Source organism: Pseudomonas sp. NPDC089758, from assembly GCF_044748705.1.
Lineage (GTDB): Bacteria > Pseudomonadota > Gammaproteobacteria > Pseudomonadales > Pseudomonadaceae > Aquipseudomonas > Aquipseudomonas putida_X.
Genome location: NZ_JBIVGN010000001.1, coordinates 294,551 through 313,511, shown reverse-complemented (window position 1 = coordinate 313,511; position 18,961 = coordinate 294,551). Strand labels below are relative to the sequence as shown.

Annotated in this window: 20 protein-coding genes; 10 read left to right on the top strand and 10 right to left on the bottom strand. The window is 61.8% G+C overall.

The window, feature by feature from the left end:
- The 4 genes from ACIPZH_RS01480 to ACIPZH_RS01465 all read right to left on the bottom strand — a co-directional run bounded on the left by ACIPZH_RS01480 (position 1) and on the right by ACIPZH_RS01465 (position 3,557).
- On the bottom strand, positions 1-321 hold the full coding sequence (locus ACIPZH_RS01480; RefSeq protein WP_241806409.1) for a hypothetical protein: 321 nt from the start codon (positions 319-321) through the stop codon (positions 1-3).
- A complete protein-coding gene (locus ACIPZH_RS01475; RefSeq protein WP_241806408.1) occupies positions 318-857 on the bottom strand; it encodes a thiamine pyrophosphate-binding protein in 540 nt (179 codons plus the stop codon). The genes ACIPZH_RS01480 and ACIPZH_RS01475 overlap by 4 nt, the downstream gene beginning before the upstream one ends.
- On the bottom strand, positions 854-2,053 hold the full coding sequence (locus tag ACIPZH_RS01470) for a PepSY domain-containing protein (protein WP_241806407.1): 1,200 nt from the start codon (positions 2,051-2,053) through the stop codon (positions 854-856). Before ACIPZH_RS01470 ends, ACIPZH_RS01475 begins: the two co-directional genes overlap by 4 nt.
- A 169-nt stretch (positions 2,054-2,222) precedes the next feature.
- Positions 2,223-3,557: a lysine N(6)-hydroxylase/L-ornithine N(5)-oxygenase family protein gene (locus ACIPZH_RS01465; RefSeq protein WP_400634766.1), complete on the bottom strand. Its 1,335-nt coding sequence runs from the start codon at positions 3,555-3,557 to the stop codon at positions 2,223-2,225.
- A gap of 198 nt (positions 3,558-3,755) precedes the next feature.
- On the opposite strand from ACIPZH_RS01465, the gene ACIPZH_RS01460 reads away from it, so the two are divergent.
- Positions 3,756-4,187: a hypothetical protein gene (locus tag ACIPZH_RS01460; protein ID WP_400634764.1), complete on the top strand. Its 432-nt coding sequence runs from the start codon at positions 3,756-3,758 to the stop codon at positions 4,185-4,187.
- Positions 4,188-4,247: 60 nt separating this feature from the next.
- Here the strand turns inward: ACIPZH_RS01460 and pbpG are convergent, their stop codons facing one another.
- Together pbpG and ACIPZH_RS01450 are read right to left on the bottom strand one after the other, a co-directional pair.
- On the bottom strand, positions 4,248-5,174 hold the full coding sequence (gene pbpG, locus ACIPZH_RS01455; protein ID WP_400634762.1) for a D-alanyl-D-alanine endopeptidase: 927 nt from the start codon (positions 5,172-5,174) through the stop codon (positions 4,248-4,250).
- A gap of 243 nt (positions 5,175-5,417) precedes the next feature.
- Positions 5,418-5,600: a hypothetical protein gene (locus ACIPZH_RS01450; RefSeq protein ID WP_400634760.1), complete on the bottom strand. Its 183-nt coding sequence runs from the start codon at positions 5,598-5,600 to the stop codon at positions 5,418-5,420.
- Positions 5,601-5,828: 228 nt separating this feature from the next.
- Here ACIPZH_RS01450 and ACIPZH_RS01445 point away from each other — a divergent pair, with 228 nt between their 5' ends.
- Entirely contained in the window at positions 5,829-6,650 is an 822-nt protein-coding gene (locus ACIPZH_RS01445) for a shikimate 5-dehydrogenase (protein ID WP_400634758.1), read from the top strand.
- A gap of 58 nt (positions 6,651-6,708) precedes the next feature.
- On the opposite strand, the gene ACIPZH_RS01440 is transcribed toward ACIPZH_RS01445, so the two are convergent.
- From ACIPZH_RS01440 to ACIPZH_RS01430, 3 genes are all read right to left on the bottom strand, one after another.
- Positions 6,709-6,951, bottom strand: a complete 243-nt coding sequence (locus tag ACIPZH_RS01440) for a hypothetical protein (RefSeq protein ID WP_267823002.1) — start codon at positions 6,949-6,951, stop codon at positions 6,709-6,711.
- A 109-nt stretch (positions 6,952-7,060) separates the two neighbouring features.
- Entirely contained in the window at positions 7,061-7,588 is a 528-nt protein-coding gene (gloA, locus tag ACIPZH_RS01435) for a lactoylglutathione lyase (RefSeq protein WP_400634756.1), read from the bottom strand.
- A gap of 224 nt (positions 7,589-7,812) precedes the next feature.
- Entirely contained in the window at positions 7,813-8,175 is a 363-nt protein-coding gene (locus tag ACIPZH_RS01430) for a histone-like nucleoid-structuring protein, MvaT/MvaU family (RefSeq protein ID WP_241806400.1), read from the bottom strand.
- Between the two features lie 355 nt (positions 8,176-8,530).
- Between ACIPZH_RS01430 and ACIPZH_RS01425 the strand changes: the two genes are divergently transcribed.
- Positions 8,531-9,820: an OprD family porin gene (locus ACIPZH_RS01425; protein WP_400634754.1), complete on the top strand. Its 1,290-nt coding sequence runs from the start codon at positions 8,531-8,533 to the stop codon at positions 9,818-9,820.
- A gap of 65 nt (positions 9,821-9,885) precedes the next feature.
- Positions 9,886-10,641 (top strand): precorrin-6A synthase (deacetylating), encoded by a 756-nt coding sequence (gene cobF / locus ACIPZH_RS01420; RefSeq protein ID WP_400634752.1) that lies wholly within the window; start codon positions 9,886-9,888, stop codon positions 10,639-10,641.
- 42 nt (positions 10,642-10,683) lie between these two features.
- On the opposite strand, the gene ACIPZH_RS01415 is transcribed toward cobF, so the two are convergent.
- Entirely contained in the window at positions 10,684-11,046 is a 363-nt protein-coding gene (locus ACIPZH_RS01415) for a response regulator (RefSeq protein ID WP_400634750.1), read from the bottom strand.
- 250 nt (positions 11,047-11,296) lie between these two features.
- On the opposite strand from ACIPZH_RS01415, the gene ACIPZH_RS01410 reads away from it, so the two are divergent.
- The 6 genes from ACIPZH_RS01410 to hemB all read left to right on the top strand — a co-directional run bounded on the left by ACIPZH_RS01410 (position 11,297) and on the right by hemB (position 18,897).
- Positions 11,297-14,764 carry a response regulator gene (locus ACIPZH_RS01410; protein ID WP_400634748.1) on the top strand — a complete coding sequence of 1,156 codons (3,468 nt, stop codon included), beginning with the start codon at positions 11,297-11,299 and terminating at the stop codon, positions 14,762-14,764.
- The gene (locus tag ACIPZH_RS01405) at positions 14,761-15,582 is read left to right on the top strand and encodes a protein-glutamate O-methyltransferase CheR (RefSeq protein WP_241806396.1); all 822 of its coding nucleotides are present in this window, start codon (positions 14,761-14,763) and stop codon (positions 15,580-15,582) included. Before ACIPZH_RS01410 ends, ACIPZH_RS01405 begins: the two co-directional genes overlap by 4 nt.
- Entirely contained in the window at positions 15,579-16,154 is a 576-nt protein-coding gene (locus ACIPZH_RS01400; protein WP_400634746.1) for a chemotaxis protein CheB, read from the top strand. Before ACIPZH_RS01405 ends, ACIPZH_RS01400 begins: the two co-directional genes overlap by 4 nt.
- Positions 16,148-17,374 carry a hybrid sensor histidine kinase/response regulator gene (locus ACIPZH_RS01395; protein WP_241806394.1) on the top strand — a complete coding sequence of 409 codons (1,227 nt, stop codon included), beginning with the start codon at positions 16,148-16,150 and terminating at the stop codon, positions 17,372-17,374. The genes ACIPZH_RS01400 and ACIPZH_RS01395 overlap by 7 nt, the downstream gene beginning before the upstream one ends.
- Positions 17,375-17,418: 44 nt before the next feature.
- Entirely contained in the window at positions 17,419-17,796 is a 378-nt protein-coding gene (locus tag ACIPZH_RS01390) for a response regulator (protein WP_241806393.1), read from the top strand.
- Positions 17,797-17,922: 126 nt separating this feature from the next.
- Positions 17,923-18,897, top strand: a complete 975-nt coding sequence (hemB, locus tag ACIPZH_RS01385) for a porphobilinogen synthase (protein ID WP_241806392.1) — start codon at positions 17,923-17,925, stop codon at positions 18,895-18,897.
- The last annotated feature ends 64 nt before the right edge of the window (positions 18,898-18,961 follow it).

Below are 18,961 nucleotides of genomic sequence, written 5' to 3'. Positions count from 1 at the left end.
TCATGGTTGCGCGATGTCGGCGTGGTCGACTTCCACCACGTGGCCGGGGCCGGCATCGAACAGCACGTAGAACTCGCCGTCGGGGCGCTTGAAGGTCAGCGTCGAGTCATCGCCGAGCTTGCCGCCGACCAGTACTTGCTCGTCGTAGCCGATCACGTCCAGGGTCACGCCCGGCGCGCCGCTGCCGTCCGAGAAACCACCGGTGCACTTGACCTGGCCGCCATCGACCTCTTCGCATTCGCACATCGGGTTGTGTGCCAGGGCCGGGCCGGCGGCCAGCACCAGCAGGGGCAGGGCGAGCCTGCGGATCATGCGCTTCATTTCTTGCCTCCTTGTTTTTCGAGCCAGGCCACGGTGGCTGGCGAAGCCTTGCTCAGCGGTACCGATGCCTGGTGCATGCTGCCGTCCCAGCCTTCGACGGTGATCCAGATCTGCGCGTCTGGCTTGGTGCGCTCAGGGATCGGCAGGTTGGTCACCATGCGGTAGGGCGCGCCGAAGAAGATGCTGCCGGCGGCGCGCAGGCTGCGAGGTTTGCCGACGCGCAGGTACACGGCTTTGACGTCGTCGATGCAGGCTTTGCAAAGGGCGGCGTTGAAGCTCTTGAAGTAGCCCGCCGGGCCGTCGGCGCGGGGGGCTTCGCTGCGCAGCTCGGCCAGGTCCAGCGTGTAAGGGCCGACCTGGATATCGCTGACCTGGTTCACGCCCAGCCCGGCGTCACCGCGAAACAGCTTGGCGTCGGCGAAATACTTGGGCATGAAGCCCAGCGGGATGAGGATCAGCAGAATGTTCAAGTGAAAGCGCCACTTCAGCCACCATTGCTTGAATGGGCGAGTGGGCAGGGCCTGGGCCTGGCTCATGGGCGGATCTCCACAGGGGTGTCGCTGGCGGTGGCGCGGGGCCGGGGCGCACGCTCGCTGCGCTTGAGGGCGGCGGCGGTTGCCTGGGCGGTACGCTTGGTCCAGATCAGCAGGCCGCTGAATACCATCAGGGTCAGCAGCAGGCCGAAGAAGAACCAGATCAGCTTGACCGGCAGGCCGCCGAAGTCGCCGGTGTGCAGTGGGCGCATGGATTCGGTGACGAACTCCAGGGCGGAGCGGTCGCTGATCAGGAACTGGCTGTCGACCTTGCGCGTGTAGGGGTTGACGTTGGCAGTCTGGAACATCAGCGGGTACCAGCCCGGGCCATTGAGGATGATATGGCTGTAGGCCGTGGCGGGCAGCGAGATGGCGTTGATTTCCAGGCCAGGGATGGCCAGGCCGGCGATGCGCGCCGCTTCGTCCAGGTCGATCCGCGGGGCAGGGCTGCCATCGGCGGTTTGCGGGACATCTTCCCGGGCGATCACCGGGGTGATCGGTTGGCTGGAGATGGTGATGTGGTTGTCGAACAGGATCGCCTGGATCAGGAACCAGGTGCCGGTGATGGCAATGACCGCGATGAACCAGATCGACCAGACCCCGGCCAGGCGATGCAGGTCGCCCCAGAAGATGCGCGAGCCATGGCCGGTGCGCACGGGCTTGAAGAAGCCTCTCCAGAATTTCTTGTACACCACCAGGCCAGTCACCAGCGACGCGAGCATCGGCAGGCCCAGCAGCGAAACCAGGTACCAGCCCCAGCTGAAACCATTGGTGAAGGGCACCAGCCACCAGCCGTGCAGGGCACGGGTGAACGCTTCGAAGTTGAAGTCAGGGACCTTGCCCTGGATGGCCCCGGTGTAGGGGTTGACGTACAGCGTCGGGCTGCTGCCGTCGGGCAGGGTCACCCCGGCGTTCAGGGCGAAGTGCGAACCGTCTGGCTGCCTCAGTGTGCGCACCACCATATCCGGTTCGGCCTTGTGCAGGGCGTCCAGCACCTGCTGGAAGCTCAGGCGTTCGGCGCTGTCGTCAGGCTTGCTGGCGCGCACATCGGGGTTGGCCAGCCAGACGATTTCCTGGCTGACCACGGCAAGCATGCCGGTGAAGCAGACGATCAGCACGAAGAACCAGATCGGTAGGGCGAGCCAGCTGTGGACCAGGAACCACAGCTTGGACTTGGATTTTTTGCTTGATTTGGCCATGGGTCGGTCTTCTGAAAATGAGGGTCGAGCATAAGCCCAACCACAAGGGCTGCATCTATAAAGACGAATGAGAATGGAAATCCTGCCTATTTAAATGCAAGCAAATGTTTCAGAAAAGCAAAAGCCGACAGGGCGCGGGGCGCCGTGTCGGCTTGCGGGCCTTGAAGGATCAGGCGCTGGTGAGGGCGACCGACGGTTGCGCTCTGTCATGTCGGCGCGCGAGGTCCTGGTACAGCGCCTGGCCGATTTCGGCGGCGCGCGACGGCAGTACCGACAGCAGGGTGTCGCTCAGGCCATGGCTGCCCTCGCAGAAACCTTGCAGGTACACCGAAGCTTCAAGGTCCGGGCTGGACAGTACCCGGTAGTTGCGATCGACGTTGAAGTCCTCGAGGTAACCGGCCAGCGGCGCCAGCAGGTCGCGATGCGAGCGGCGCTCGTAGCCGGTTGCCAGAATGACCGCATCGTAACGGTGGGTCTGATGCTGGTCGGTGGCCAGGTCGCGCAGGGTGAGTTCGATGCCGTGGCGGGTGGCGACAACCGCTTCCACCTGGCGGCGGCACAGCACGTTGTGGCGCACCTTGTGCGAAACCTTCTGGCGGTAGAGGATGCCGTAGATGCGCTCGATCAGGTCCAGATCGACCACGGAGTAGTTGGTGTTGTGGTATTCACCCAGCAGCTTGGCACGCTGCTCGGCCGGCTCGTTGTAGACGAGGTCGGTGTAGTCGGGCGAGAAGATCTCGTTGACGAATGGGCTGTCGTCTGCGGGCTTGAGCGCCGAACCGCGCAGGATCATGTCGACCTTGACCGACGGATAGCTGTCGTTGAGGTCGATGAAGGCTTCGGCGGCGCTCTGGCCAGAGCCGATTACCGCGATGCGCATCGGTTTGCCTTCGGCGCAGGGCAACTTGTTCAGGCTGCTCAGGTACTGGGAGTGGTGGAAGACCCGCGGGTCGTCCTTGAAGGCGCCGAATTTTTCCGGGATTTTCGGCGTGCCGCCGGTGCCGACCACGACCGAACGGGTACGGCGGGTGTATTCACGCCCCTGCGCATCTTGCGAAACCAGGCGCAAATGCTCGACCCGGCCAGCCTTCACCTCTGGCTCGATGCGCAGCACGTGCTCGCCATAGACGGCTTGAGTGGCGAAATGTTCGGCGGCCCAGCGCAGGTAGTCGTTGTACTCCAGGCGGCAGGGGTAGAAGGTGCCCAGGTTGATGAAGTCGGCCAGGCGCTGCTTCTGGTGCAAGTAGTTGACGAAACTGTAGGGGCTGGTGGGGTTGCGCAGCGAGACCAGGTCCTTGAGGAAGGATATCTGCAGCTCGCTCTGGGTCGCCAGCGTTTCACCATGCCAGCGGTATTGCTCCTGCTTGTCGATGAACAGCGCGTCGAGGGCGCGGCCCTGGGTCTGGGCGAGTTCCTCCAGGGCGATGGCCAAGGCCAGGTTGGAAGGGCCAAAGCCCACGCCGATCAGATCCTTGATGGTTTCTGGGTTTGAAGACTGGCTCATGGCTGCGATCCCATAATGGTCGAATGTGTGCGCCCGCCGGGGCTCCGGCGCCTGCGTGAGTACATTGGTTGGAACGAGCCATGCACCGGGGAATTTACTGAACGCATCGTCCACGGCCTGCTGCCGGGCTAAAGAACTGCGCTGAGCGGCCGATAGGCAGGTCAACGCAAGGACCTATTTCAAGGCAGGGACCGGAACATGACAGGTATCGCGGCAATCACCCTCAACAACGTCTCTGCGCAGGCCACCGGCAGCACTGAAGCGGTAAAAAGCGAAGACGCACAGAAAAGTGCAGCGCCCGCCGCGTCGGCAGAAACGCCCAAGGCTCAGGGTGGCGGCGGTGCGCAAGGTGCGCAGCAAAGCGATGAGAGCTCGGAGCCTGCGCACATCAAGCAATTGCGCGAGATGATCAAGCAGCTGCAAAAGCAGTTGGCCGAAGAGCAGAAGCAACTGGCCAACCTGATGGCGCAGAACATGGAGGAGACGGCCAAAACCGCTGCCGTGAGTGCCAGGCAGTCGAGCATTGCCACGATCACGGGCCAGATCATGACGGCCACGGCGCAACTGCTCGAAGCGTTGCAGCAGACCGGTGGTAGCACGGCGGGTACGGTCGTCAACACTCAGGCCTGAGTGCAGGCAAGCCGGCCCGCCTGCGGACAGCGCCGCAAACGGGCCAGCCGAGCTGAACCCTTACTCTGAAGCGAGCCGGCTCTTGTTCTGGCGGTCCGATTTGTACTGCATCGCGACGGCCGGTGCGGGTTTGGCGGTGCCGGTCTCAAGCCACTGGCGCATGCGGCTGGCATCGGCAAAGTGGGTGTACTTGCCGAAGGCATCGAGGATCACCATGGCCACCGGGCGGTTGTCCATGCGCGTGAGCAGCACCAGGCAATGCCCGGCCTCATTGGTGAAGCCAGTCTTGGTCAGCTTGATGTCCCAGTTGCTCTTGTTGACCAGGTGGTCGGTGTTGCGAAAGCCCAAGGTGTAGTTGGGCTTGCGGAAGGCCACGGTTTTTTCGCGGGTGGTCGACAGCTCGCTGAGCATCGGGTATTTGCGTGACGCCATCAGCAGTTTGGCCAGGTCGCGGGCGCTGGAGACGTTGTGCGTCGACAGGCCGGTTGGCTCGACATAGCGGGTGTGGGCCATGCCCAGGCTGCGGGCTTTGGCGTTCATGGCCTTGATGAAAGCCGGGTAGCCCCCTGGGTAGTGGTTGGCCAGGGAAGTGGCGGCGCGGTTTTCCGACGACATCAGGGTGATGAGCAGGGTTTCGCGGCGGTTGAGCTGGCTGCCCAGACGCACGCGCGAGTACACGCCTTTCATGTCCGGGTTGTTGGCGATGGTCATGGTGAGCATCTCATCCATGGGCAGCTTGGCGTCCAGCACCACCATCGCGGTCATCAGTTTGGTCACCGAGGCAATCGGTACCACTCGGTCGGCGTGGTTCGAATACAGTTCTTTGTTGGTATTGAGGTCGATCAGCAGGGCGCTGCCGGAAGCCAGATGCAGCTTTGAGGGGTCGCGTTGAATCTGGGCTGGGGGTTGTGCAGCAGCGGTCGACGGTAGGGTCGCGGTACCTGTGAGCAACAGCAGCAGGCTGAGGATGGACAGGGATGTTTTCACGTTCAGGCTCACTAAAAGTTGGTATGTCGTTGGCTGTGCAAGGGTTTTTTCCCCCAAAAACCGCTGCATTGTGGAGTATGGCTCAAGTGCTGTCGAATACTCGTCGAGCCACTTGGCCGAAATGAAAAAACCTTCATGCTGTAACGGTTATGCTCCATCCGTTCGTCGGTTTCACGCCGGCAAAAAAAGACCCGCCGAAGGCGGGCCAGAACAGGGCAGAGAGCAACGCACAACACATTCGTTTCAAGCGAGCAGGCAGTCGCCCTTGAGTCGATCGGCAAGGGCCTGGGCGGATGCACGGGTTGCCAACGGTCCGCTGACCGCTTCACCGTTGCGCACCAGGTACCAGCATGCCAGCAGCCCCTGCTCACGCAGAGTCGAGGGGACGGCGCTGCCGACGACGGACATGATCTGAATAGTGGCCATAGGGACCTCCTGTAAACATGTGCCTACCTTACGCAGTGGCCAGCGAGGTTTGAAATCGACTCGCTCAATAGTGTTCATCAGCTTTATCAACTGTTCTCGACGCTGCCGTACTATCGCCCGTACCACTGTCAGCTGAGCGCAGGGAAACGGTAAAGGTTGTGTAAGGACGATAAACGGGCAGTTCTGTTACGCTGAACAAACGTTTCAGCTACGAACAAGGAGCGATTGATGACGTCAACTCCCAGCAGAGACACTGTGCTGTGCATTTCCCTGGCGGGCCGGCCAGGCCACTTTGGCGTTCGCTTTCATAACCACCTGTACCGGCAACTGGGCCTGGATTACTACTACAAGGCGATGAGCACCAATGACTTGCCGGCCGCTGTGGCAGGTATCCGCGCGCTGGGCATCCGCGGCTGTGGTGTTTCCATGCCGTACAAGGAGGCCTGCATGGCCTTGGTCGATGAGCTTGACCCGTCGGCGGCAGCCATCGAGTCGGTGAACACGGTGGTCAACACGGCAGGTCATCTGAAAGCCTACAACACCGACTACCTGGCAGTGCGGCAGTTGCTCGAACAGCATCGTGTCGACTCGTCCACAGCCTTTGCTCTGCGCGGCAGTGGTGGCATGGCCAAGGCGGTGGCCAGTGCGCTGCGCGATGCGGGGTTCAAAGAGGGCATCATCGTCGCCCGCAATGAGCAGGCGGGGCGGCAGCTGGCTGATGTATGTGGCTACCGTTGGGTCGCCGAGCTAGGTGACCGGTGCCCGCCGATGCTGGTGAATGTGACGCCGATCGGCATGGCAGGCGGGCAAGAGGCCCACCAGTTGGCGTTCAGCGAGAACGCCATCGCCGCCGCGCAGCGGGTCTTCGATGTGGTGGCGATGCCGGCGCAGACGCCCTTGATCCAGCACGCCCAGGCCCTGGGCAAGCCGGTGATCACTGGTTTGGAAGTGATCGCGTTGCAGGCCCTGGAGCAATTCGTGCTGTATACCGGCGTGCGGCCTACACGGGAGCAGGTCGAGGCTGCAGTGGCCTACGCCCGGGGCGCCTAGCGCCGCTTTTGCGGCCTCCTCGCGGGCATAGCCGTGAGGAGGCCATCCATACCCACATTCAGAACGCCTTGTGGCCCTTGTCCAACTGCTGGTCCACCAGGGCCCGGCCATGGGCCAGCGACACATGCTGAGCATTCTCAAGGTCTGAGAAGAATTTCATCGGCATGGACAGGCGCTTGCTGGTGTGGCCTTGCGGATCGGTGATCAGGCAGCCCGCAGAGTAGGGCAGAGGGGAGTCGGGATGAGGCATCACACTGGCGGTGATGGTGTGGTCGCGGTATTCACAGTGAAGAGATTGCATCGTCCTTACCTCGCTGTGGCTAGTGAAGCTGTTACCTTCATATACCACAGCGAGGGGCCGGGAGTTCCCGGCCTGACGAGCGCGAGCCGACGAAGCTCACAGGTTTGGATCAGCCCTTGAGTTCAGAGGGCTGAATCACCTCGACCCAGTAGCCGTCCGGGTCCTTGACGAAGGCCAGGTGGTTCATGCGGCCGTCTTCCAGGCGTTTCTGGAACGGCACGTTCAGCGCTTCGAAGCGGGCGCAGGCCGTGCGAACGTCCGGTACCGAAATGCAGATATGGCCGAAGCCACGTGGGTCGGTGTTGCCGTTGTGATAGGCGAACGCCGGGTCGTTTTCAGTACCGTGGTTGTGGGTCAGTTCGAGCACGCCGGGGATCGACTTCATCCACTGATGGCGCTCGGCGTCGTCGGCCGGAATCTGCGCTGGGTCGACCAGGGCCAGGAAATACAGGCTGAAAGCCGCTTCCGGGAAGTCGCGTTTGTCGATCAGGCGGAAGCCCAGGACACGGGTGTAGAAGTCCAGCGACTTCTCGATGTCCTTGACCCGCAGCATGGTGTGGTTGAAGACGAATTGAGCAGTGGCGTTGTCGGGCTGTGCGGTGACGCCAGGCAGGTTTTGCAGATCGTGCAGGCTCATGGGTACTCCAGGAACGGGGCTGGCAGCGGGGCCAGCGGAACAGACAGGAGAGCCATGATACGGCAGTGAACCGATTGCGCAAATGAAAGCGCCCTGCACGAGTGCAGGGCGCTGGAATTAGAGGCCCGCGTGTGCGGGCGCGTGATGGGGTCGCTAGTCCTTTAGCTGTCTCGATATTGAGCCTGCCCTTGTGAAAAAAGTGTGAAGCACGCGTTGACGTTTCATCAGCGCAGCCAACTTTCCACCGTGCCGGCCCCGTACTGTTCTTTCCACGCCTTCAACCCGCGGTGGTTACCACCTTTGGTTTCGATCAGCTCGCCGGTGTGCGGGTTTTCATACACTTTCACCACACGCGGGCGGCGTTGTTGCTTTGGCGCACTGGGTGCGGCGCCCCGGGTGACGGCCTTGGGATCGAGGATGGCGATGATGTCGCGCAGACTTTTGTCATAGCTTTTCATCAGGCCGACTAGTTTCTGCTCGAATTCGATTTCACGTTTTAGGCCGGCATCCTTTTTCAGCGCCTCCAGTTGAGCCATCTGTTCCTGGAGCGCTTTTTCGGCAGCACGAAACTCTGCAAGTCTGGACACTGTAATCACTCCTGTACGGCATCTGTGGCAGGGCGTGACGAACATTGAAGAGAAATAACGCCGGCCACGCGGTGGGTTTTAACTGTTCGCTGATAACGAGTGTAGACACTTGTGGCAATTGGGTAAACCGCAAACTTTTCCAATTAACCAGGGAACTTTACAAGTGTTTCGTGCGGTAATTGCGATGTGCGACAGGCTGCCAGTGCAGTCTTTCTAGACCATGGTCCAATGGTGCGGGCCAGCGTCTTCACGCAATCATTTGCCATGATGGTCGGGCATTGTTCGGCCGGGTCTTGTCTGCGCCGCGCGCCTTCGCCGTGCATTGATTTCTGCCTTTCTCTGGATGTTCCCTCGCATGTTTGCCCCTTTTTCTTCCGCCCCTGGGCGCCGAGTTGCCGGCCTGTTGCTGATGTGTGCCGGTGCGCACGCCCAGGCCGCCGGATTTTTTGAAGACACCCGTGCCAAGGTCGAAGCCCGCACCGTTTATTTCAACCGGGATTTTCGTGACGGCCACAGTACTTCCAGCCAGGGCGCGTCCAAGCGGGAGGAGTCGGCGCAAGGCTTCATGCTCAATGTGCAGTCGGGTTATACCGAAGGGCCGGTAGGCGTCGGTGTGGATGCAGTGGGCCTGTTGGGTATCAAGCTCGATTCCAGCCCGGCGGACAGTAACAGCGGTTTGTTGCCTTCTTCGGGTCATCACCCAAGGCACGCGGCTGACCAATACGCGAAGCTCGGCCTGGCCGCCAAGGTCAAGGTGTCCGCTACCGTGCTCAAATACGGTTCGCTGATGCCCGATGTTCCCCTGTTGAAATACAACGATGGCCGCCTGTTGCCGACGATGTTCCACGGCGCCATGCTCACTTCCGAAGAAGTGCGCGACATGAAGTTCACGCTGGCCCGCCTGAACAAGTACACCGCCCGCGATTCAACCGACCGCCAGGACATTCGCGTGCATTGCAAGAACAAGCGCTATGCCTGTGATATCGAAGCCGACCACTTCGACCTGGCAGGGCTGGATTACCGCTTCAATGAGCGGGTCAGTGCTCACTACCAAGTAGCCAAGCTGGAAAACATCTACCGCCAGCACTTTCTTGGCCTGGTCGCCAGCCAGCCGCTTACGGTGGGCAGCCTGTCGGCCGACCTGCGCCTGATCAAGAGCGATGACATCGGGAATGCCCGGGCAGGCCAGATCGATCACCGCGCCTTCAGCGGGATGCTCGGGTACAACCTGGGCGGCCACAAGGTCAGTGCGGGCTGGCAGCGCATGTATGGCGAAAATGCTATGCCGTACCTCGATGGCAGCAACCCGTACTTGGTCAACTATGCACAGGTCAACGACTTCGCCGCCGCGCAGGAGCGCTCATGGCAGTTGCGTTACGACTATGACTTCAAGGCCCTGGGTGTGCCGGGGCTGACGTTTTTCACCCGGTACATCAATGGCGACCACATCAAGGTCCCGGGCAGTAATGTCCAGGGCAAAGAGTGGGAGCGCGACACCGAGCTCAAGTACCAGGTACAGAGCGGTACTTTCAAAGACGTCAGCGTGCGCCTGCGCAATTCCACTTACCGCAGCAACTACGAAAAGTGGGCGCGTGACATGGACGAAACACGGATCATCGTCAGCTATAGCTTCTCGATCTTTTGAGTGCACTTTGCCAAACACTCGCTACCGGCCGACAATGGCTGCTGGTGCATGTTTAGGGCTAAGCCATGAAAGACCTGTTGTTGATCGGTATCGGCCCGGGCGACCCACGCCAGGTGACCTTCGAGGCCGTCGAGGCGTTGCGTCGCGCTACCGTCTTCTTCGTGCTCGACAAGGGTTCGGACAAAGACGAGCTGGTCAGCCTGCGCAAAGCCATCGTCGATCGTTACAGGCCGCAGGGCGACTACCGCTGGGTACAGGTAGCGGACCCACAGCGGGATGCTCAAGCGCACGATTATGTGAGTGCGGTCCAGGACTGGCACCACCAGCGCGCAGCCTTGTACGCCCGGCTGATAACCGATGAAATGCGCAGTGAGGATGTCGGCGCCTTTTTGCTGTGGGGCGAGCCGGGCTTGTATGACAGCACCCTGCGCGTTCTGCAGTTGGTTCGCGAACGTGGTGTGGCATTGCGCCTGCAGGTTATCCCAGGCATCAGCAGTGTGCAGGCGCTGGCGGCGCGGCATCAGGTTGCGCTCAACCGTATAGGCGAACCGGTGGTGGTTTTACCGGGGCGGCGCCTGGCGCGACAGGGGCAGATCGACAATGTGGTGGTGATGCTCGACGGGCAATGCGCTTTTACCCACATCGACGACCCCGGGCTGGTGATCTATTGGGGGGCTTACCTGGGTACGCAGGACGAAGTGCTGATCGCCGGGCCTTTGCAGGCGGTGAAAGCGCAGATTCTGCAGGTGCGCGAAGAGGCGAGGGCGCGCAAGGGGTGGATCATGGACACGTATTTGTTGCGGCGCGAGGCATGGGCTTGAGGCGGCCTCTTCACGGTAAACCGCGAAGAGGCGCTACCGAGGTCAACGCTGACCCAACATTCCGGACACTTTATCGCGCAACTGATCGATGCTGAACGGCTTGCCAATCATGTGCATGCCCTCGGGAACATCGAGGCTTTCGGCGTAGCCGCTGGCAAACAGCACAGGCAGGGTGGGCCGCAGAGCACGGGCCCTTGCTGCCAGTTCTTCACCGCGCATGTCCGGCAGGCCGACATCGGTCATCAGCAGGGCCAGCGACTGGTCTGGGTTTTCAAGGATCGCCAGCGCGGCGTGGGCGCAACTCGCCTCGAGGGTTTCGAAGCCCAGTTCGGAGCCCAGTTCGTCGAGCACATCGACCATCAACATACGGACGATGTCGTCATCTTCGACTACCAAGAGGTGCATTTTGTGATCCTGTACCAGAAGAATGTCTTTATTCTGTGCGCCGGCCAGCGTCAGAAGTTCCATGAGGATACCGATCGTTACGATTGGATGGAACGATTGCTGAAGGTAACCTTCAAATACTGGCTAAATGCCCTGCCACGGCCAGCAAAGCTGGTTAGACTCGCTATAAACCGGTGAGCGCGGCGGCATACTAAGAACAGGCTTTATCCGCCACACCGTTCAATGGACTTTTTCGCTCGGGCGTCTTCAAATGATTCAAGCAGCCTCGATGGACCAGCAAAGCTTCCGCAAGCTGTTGAGCCGCAACATCGGCCTGCCCCTTGGGGTGGGCCTGCTCGGTGCCGTAGCTTTCGTTGCGGTCATCAACTACCTGTTGTCGGCCATGCAGTGGGTCGAGCATACCGATCGGGTGATCGGCAATGCCAATGAAGCGATCAAGTTGTCGATCGACATGGAAACCGGCATGCGCGGGTTTCTCATCACCGGTGACGAGCGCTTCCTGGACCCCTACGAGGTTGCCAAACCCAAGATCAAGGGCAGCCTCACCAGCCTGCGCGGCATGGTCGCGGACAACCCTCAGCAGGTCGACCGCATCGACCGCCTGATCGCCCTGCAGGACGCCTGGAATGACTTCGGTGGCGAGATGATCGCCCAGCGCCGCGATGGCGGAGATTATCGCCAGTCGGTCGTCAACGGCCGCGGCAAACGCATCACCGACGAGATCCGCAAGGAATTCGATGACCTGGTCGACACTGAGCAGCAGCTGCGCATGGCCCGCAACGAGAAGGTCAGCAACGTCACGTTGACCGCCATCTCGGCGTTCGTGCTGTTGATCGTTGGCCTGAGCGCCTTGCTGGCCTACCTGGGCCGCCGCGACCTGATGGCGCTGTCTACCAGCTACGATGACAACCTCAAGGCCCAGCAGCACTCGGCCGAGCGCCTGGAACAGCAGGCCTGGTTGCGCAACGGTCAGACCCAGCTGGCCGAACAGGTGCTGGGGCAGCTGACCCTGCCGATGCTTGGCGAAAACATCCTGCGCTTCTTCGCCAGCTACCTGGGTAGCGTGGTCGGCGCGCTGTACGTACGTGACGGCCACGGCCGCCTGGTGCGCGTGGCCAGCTATGGCCTGGACGCTGAGGAGCAGGGCCGCGAACAGGTGCTGGCGGCCCATGATGGCCTGCTGTCGCAGGCAGTACGCGAAGGCCGCCTGCTGCGCCTGGATGACCTGCCCGAAGACTACTACCGTCTCAGCTCCGGCCTGGGTAGCGGCTTGCCGCGCAGTGCCTTGCTGATGCCGGCCATCGACGATGGCCAGATCAACGGCGTGATCGAGCTGGGCTTCCTGCGGCCGTTGCAGGAGCGTGACGACGAGCTGATGGAGCGTGTGGCTGGCAACCTCGGCATGTCCATCGAAAGCGCCCGCTACCGCCAGCGCCTCCAGGAAGTGCTGGCCGAGACTCAGCAGCTCAACGAAGAGCTGCAGGTGCAGCAGGAAGAACTCAAGACTGCGAACGAGGAGCTGGAAGAGCAGTCCCGCGTGCTCAAGGAGTCCCAGGCTCACCTTGAGACCCAGCAGGCCGAGCTGGAGCAGACCAACGAGCAACTGTCCGAGCGCACCGATGCCCTGGATCGCAAGAACGACGAGCTGCTTCAGGCCCAGCAAGAACTGCAGGCCCGCGCCGACGACCTGCAGCGCTCGAGCAAGTACAAGTCCGAGTTCCTCGCCAACATGTCCCACGAGCTGCGCACGCCGCTCAACAGCTCGCTGATCCTGGCCAAGCTGCTGGCGGAGAACGGCGAGGGCAACCTCAGCGCAGAGCAGGTCAAGTTCGCCGAGTCCATCTATTCGGCCGGCAATGACCTGCTCAACCTGATCAACGACATTCTCGACATCGCCAAAGTCGAGGCCGGCAAGCTTGAAGTGCGCCCCGAGACCACTCAGCTGGAGCGCCTGGTCGAAGGCCTGCGCGGCATGTTCCTGCCGCTGGCCGAGCACAAGGGCCTGGCCTTCCAGGTCAAGGTCGAGCCCCCTGTACCGGCGACACTGTTCACCGACCGCCAGCGCCTGGAGCAGATTCTCAAGAACCTGCTGTCCAATGCCATCAAATTCACCGACCACGGTCAGGTCAGCCTGACCATCAGCCACCAGGCAGGCGCGGGCATCGTGTTTGCCGTGCGCGACTCGGGCATCGGTATCGCCCCCGACCAGCAGCAGGCGATCTTCGGCGCCTTCCACCAGGTGGATGGCAGCAGCAACCGCCGCTATGGCGGCACCGGGCTGGGCCTGTCGATCTCCCGCGACCTGGCGCATTTGCTCGGTGGGCAGATCAGCGTCGACAGCAGCCCTGGCCAGGGCAGTGTGTTCAGCCTGACGATGCCCGAACGCTACGAAGCCGAGGCCGAGGAAATCGAGGCCCACAGCCTGCGCCCGGCAGTCGACACCTTGCCACCGGCGCCCCAGGTCGCCGCGGCAGCGTTGCCGAAACTGCCTGCACCGACCTTCGCCGATGACCGCGAGCACGCCCCGTTCGGCAACCGCTGCATCCTGGTGATCGAGGACGAGCCGAACTTCGCCCGTATCCTCTTCGACCTGGCGCACGAACTGGGCTACAGCTGCCTGGTGGCCCAGGCCGCCGACGAGGGCTTCGCACTGGCCGCCCAGTACATTCCCGATGCGATCCTGCTGGACATGCGCTTGCCCGACCACTCCGGCCTCACCGTGTTGCAGCGCCTCAAAGAGTTGGCTGGCACCCGCCATATCCCGGTGCACATCATCTCCGTGGAAGACCGCGTCGAGGCGGCCATGCACATGGGGGCGGTGGGCTACGCGGTCAAGCCGACCAGCCGCGAAGAGCTCAAGGAAGTGTTCGCGCGTCTGGAAGCCAAGCTCACGCAGAAGCTCAAGCACATCTTGTTGGTGGAGGATGATGACCTGCAGCGCGAGAGCATCGCCCGCCTGATCGGCGACGACGATGTCGAGATCACCGCCGTCGCCCTGGCACAGGACGCCCTGGCGTTGCTGCGCGAGAACATCTACGACTGTATGATCATCGACCTCAAGCTGCCCGACATGCTCGGCAACGAGCTGCTCAAACGCATGACTGCAGAAGATATCCGGTCATTCCCACCGGTGATCGTCTATACCGGGCGCAACCTCACCCGTGAGGAAGAGGCCGAACTGCTCAAGTATTCGCGTTCGATCATCATCAAGGGCGCACGCTCGCCAGAGCGTCTGCTCGACGAAGTGACGTTGTTCCTGCACAAAGTCGAATCGCAGCTGTCACATGAGCGCCAGCGCATGCTCAAGACCGCGCGCAGCCGTGACAAAGTCTTCGAAGGGCGCAAGGTGCTGCTGGTGGACGACGATGTGCGTAACATCTTCGCCCTCACCAGTGCCTTGGAGCACAAGGGCGCCATCGTCGAGATCGGCCGCAACGGGCGTGAGGCCATCGAGCGGCTGGAGCAGCATGATGACATCGACCTGGTGCTGATGGATGTGATGATGCCGGAAATGGATGGCTTCGAGGCTACCCGCCTGATCCGCCAGCAGCCGCGCTGGCGCAAGTTGCCGATCATCGCCGTGACCGCCAAGGCGATGAAGGATGACCAGCACCGCTGCCTGCAGGCCGGCGCCAATGATTACCTGGCCAAACCGATCGACCTGGACCGCCTGTTCTCGTTGATCCGTGTGTGGCTGCCGCAACTGGAGCGAATTTGATTAGCGAGCGCAACACCGACATCGAGATCAGGCTGCTGATCGAGGCGATCTACCTCAAGTACAGCTACGATTTTCGCAACTACTCCGGCGCGTCGATCAAGCGCCGGATACTCCATGCCCTGCGCCAGTTCGATTGCGCTACGGTGTCGTCCCTGCAGGAACGGGTGCTGCACGACCCGGGCATGTTCATGCAGTTGCTGCAGTTCCTGACGATCCCGGTCAGCGAGATGTTCCGCGACCCGAGCCACTTTCTTGCCCTGCGCAACGAGGTGGTGCCGCTGTTGCGCACCTGGCCGTCGATCAAGATCTGGATCGCGGGCTGCAGCACCGGCGAAGAGGTGTATTCGATGGCCATCCTTTTGCGCGAGGAAGGCCTGCTGGAGCGCACCATCCTGTATGCCACCGATATCAACCCGCGCTCCCTGGACAGGGCCAAGCAGGGCATCTACTCGATGCAGAGCATGCGCGAGTATGAAGAAAACTACCGCCTGGCCGGCGGGCGGCGCGACTTTGCCGAGTACTACACCAGCGCCTATGGCAACGCCATCATGGACAGCAGCCTGCGCGACAACGTGACCTTCGCCGACCACAGCCTGGCCACCGACAGCGTGTTCTCCGAAACCCAGCTGGTGTCGTGCCGCAACGTGCTGATCTACTTCAACAAAGAGCTGCAGGACCGCGCCCTGGGGCTGTTCCATGAGTCCTTGTGCCACCGTGGCTTTCTGGTGCTGGGCAGCAAGGAATCGGTGGATTTTTCCGCTTATAGCGACCGTTTCGAGCCGCTGGTCAAGCCCGAACGGATCTACCGCAAATCATGAAGGGCATACGCGCGGTGGTGATCGGGGCTTCGGCGGGCGGCGTGCAGGCGCTGTTTCAGGTGCTCGGCGGCTTGCCCCCGGCATTCGCGACGCCGGTGCTGTGTGTGCTGCACCTGCCCGATGACCGTCACAGCCATCTCGCCGACGTGCTGCAGCGGCGCCTGCACAGGCCGGTGCACGAGGCGCGGGACAAAGAGGTCATCGCCCCTGGCCAGATCTACGTGGCGACGCCCGGTTATCACTTGTCGGTCGAGCAGGATCTGAGCCTGTCGCTGAGCCAGGAGGAGCCGGTGCATTTCTCGCGCCCGGCCATCGACTTCCTGTTCATCTCGGCAGCCGATGCCTATGGCGCGGGCCTGCTGGGTGTATTGCTCACAGGCGCCAACGAGGACGGCGCCAAAGGCCTTGCCTACATCAAGAACAGCGGCGGCCGGACTGTTGTCCAGGACCCCCGCGACGCCCAGGTAGCGCTGATGCCGGAGGCCGCTTTGGCGCTCCACCAGCCCGACCTGATTCTTTCTTTGAGCGGTATCGGGCAATTGCTCGCCAACCTGGAATCCAGTGCATGCTAAGCCACATCACCGCCAAACTGCTGATCGTCGATGATCTGCCGGAAAACCTCCTGGCCCTCGACGCCCTGATTCAGGGCCAAGACCGCGAGGTGCACAAGGCCCAATCTGCGGAAGCCGCATTGTCGTTGTTGCTGGAGCACGAATTCGCCCTGGCCATTCTCGACGTGCAGATGCCGGGCATGAATGGCTTTGAACTGGCCGAACTGATGCGCGGCACGGAAAAGACCCGCAATATCCCGATCGTCTTCGTCACCGCTGCCGGGCGCGAGATGAACTACGCCTTCAAGGGCTACGAAAGCGGCGCGGTAGACTTCCTTTACAAGCCGCTCGATACCCTGGCGGTGAAAAACAAGGTCACGGTGTTCGTCGACCTTTATCGCCAGCGCAAGGGGCTCGACAGCCAGTTGCAGGCGCTTGAGCGCAGTCGCCAGGAGCAGGAACTGCTGCTCACGCAGTTGCAGGTGGCGCGCAGTGAGCTGGAGCATGCCGTACGCATGCGCGACGACTTCATGTCGATCGTGGCCCACGAGGTGCGTACACCGCTCAACGGCCTTATCCTCGAGACCCAGCTGCGCAAGATGCACTTGGCCCGCGGCAGCCTCGAGGCGTTCAGCCCTGACAAGCTGCAAGCCATGGTCGAGCGCGACGAACGGCAGATCAATAGCCTGATCCGCCTGATCGAAGACATGCTCGATGTGTCGCGCATCCGCACCGGCAAGCTGTCGCTACGGCCCAAGCTGTTCGACCTGGGCCAGCTGGTGCGTGGCCTGGTGGAAAACTTTACCGCCCAGGCCACCGCGCTGGGCACGCACATCGATCTGCAGCGCTGCGATGGCCTGCAGGGTGAGTGGGATGAATTCCGGATTGAACAAGTACTGGCCAACCTGTTGTCCAATGCGTTGCGTTATGGCGAACGCCAGCCGGTCGAGGTGCGGGTATTCGAGCAGGCGGGCATGGCCTGGGTGCAGGTGCAGGATCACGGCATCGGCATCAGTGGCGTGAACCAGCAACGGATTTTCCAGCAGTTCGAGCGCGTTGCCACTCAGCAGGCCAGTGCCGGGCTGGGGTTGGGGCTGTATATCTCGGAGCAGATCGTCAGCGCCCATGGCGGGCAGATCCAGGTGCAGAGCGAGGAAGGCAAGGGCGCCACGTTCACCCTGCAATTGCCGCTGACGCGGCAGACCGAACAAAACGATCAGGAGCGGGCAACCTCTGCCTGAGCCTGGGGTCAGATGGCCAACTGTAATTTCAAGGCGTTGTTGTCATGAGTGAAGATGCACAAGATGTGGTGTTGGTGGTCGAGGATGAACCGGCAATCCGGATGATCCTGCGTGACTACCTGGCAGGTGAGGGCTACCACGTATTGGTAGCCGAGGACGGTGAACAGGCGTTCGCCATCCTGGCGAGCAAGCCGCACCTGGACCTGATGGTCACCGACTTTCGCTTGCCCGGCGGCATTTCCGGGGTCGAGATCGCCGAGCCTGCGGTGAAGCTGCGACCGGACCTCAAGGTGATCTTCATCAGTGGCTACCCGGCGGAGATTCTCGAGTCGGGCAGCCCCATCGCCCGCAAGGCGCCGATCCTGGCCAAACCGTTTGACCTGGATACCTTGCACCAGCAGATCCAGGACCTGTTGCGTTGAGCCGCTGTGCCGGGGCTGGTCGCCCCGGTTATTGCCTCTGATGCAAGGCACAATCTCGCCATTGAGCCTTTTCACTGAAGCTCAACAGGCATATGGTGTACGCCGTCCATATTCCCTGGAGCTGTCATGGCCAACCATTTCCCTTCCGTCCGCCCCCGCCGCCTGCGCCAGAACGAGTCGCTGCGCACGCTCTTCCAGGAGACGGAATTCCGCCTCGAAGACCTGATCCTGCCAATCTTCGTCGAGGAAGGCATCGACGACTTCGTGCCGATCACCAGCATGCCGGGGGTCAACCGTATTCCCGAAAAACGGCTGGCCCAGGAAATCGAACGCTACGCCCGCGCCGGCATCAAGTCGGTGATGACCTTCGGCGTTTCGCACAACCTCGATGCCACCGGTAGCGATACCTGGAACGAGAACGGCCTGGTGGCGCGCATGGCCCGCATCTGCAAGGACAGCGTGCCGGAAATGGTGGTGATGTCCGACACCTGTTTCTGTGAGTACACCAGCCACGGCCATTGCGGCGTGCTGCACGACCATGGCGTGGACAACGACGCCACCCTGGCCAACCTGGGCAGGCAGGCCGTGGTGGCTGCAGCGGCTGGGGCCGACTTCATCGCGCCGTCGGCGGCGATGGACGGGCAGGTCCAGGCGATCCGTGGTGCACTGGATGCCGCGGGCTTCCACGACACCGCGATCATGGCCTACTCCACCAAGTTCGCCTCGTCGCTTTATGGCCCATTCCGTGAAGCGGGCGGCACAGCGCTCAAGGGCGACCGCAAGAGCTACCAGATGAACCCGATGAACCGCCGCGAAGCGGTGCGCGAGTCGCTGCTCGACGAGCAGGAAGGTGCCGATGTACTGATGGTCAAACCGGCCGGGGCCTACCTGGACGTGATCGCCGACATTCGCGCCGCGTCGCGCCTGCCGCTGGCGGCTTACCAGGTCAGTGGTGAGTACGCGATGATCAAGTTCGGCGGCCAGGCCGGTGCCATCGACGAGGGGCGAGTGGTGCGTGAGAGTATCGGTGCGATCAAGCGTGCCGGTGCTGACCTGATCCTGACCTATTTCGCCATGGACCTGGCCCGCGAAGGCATCTGAGGCCACTGCACGCGAGAAATCGCTGAGCGTGGAATTATTTTGTGTCCCGGTGTATCTGATGCCA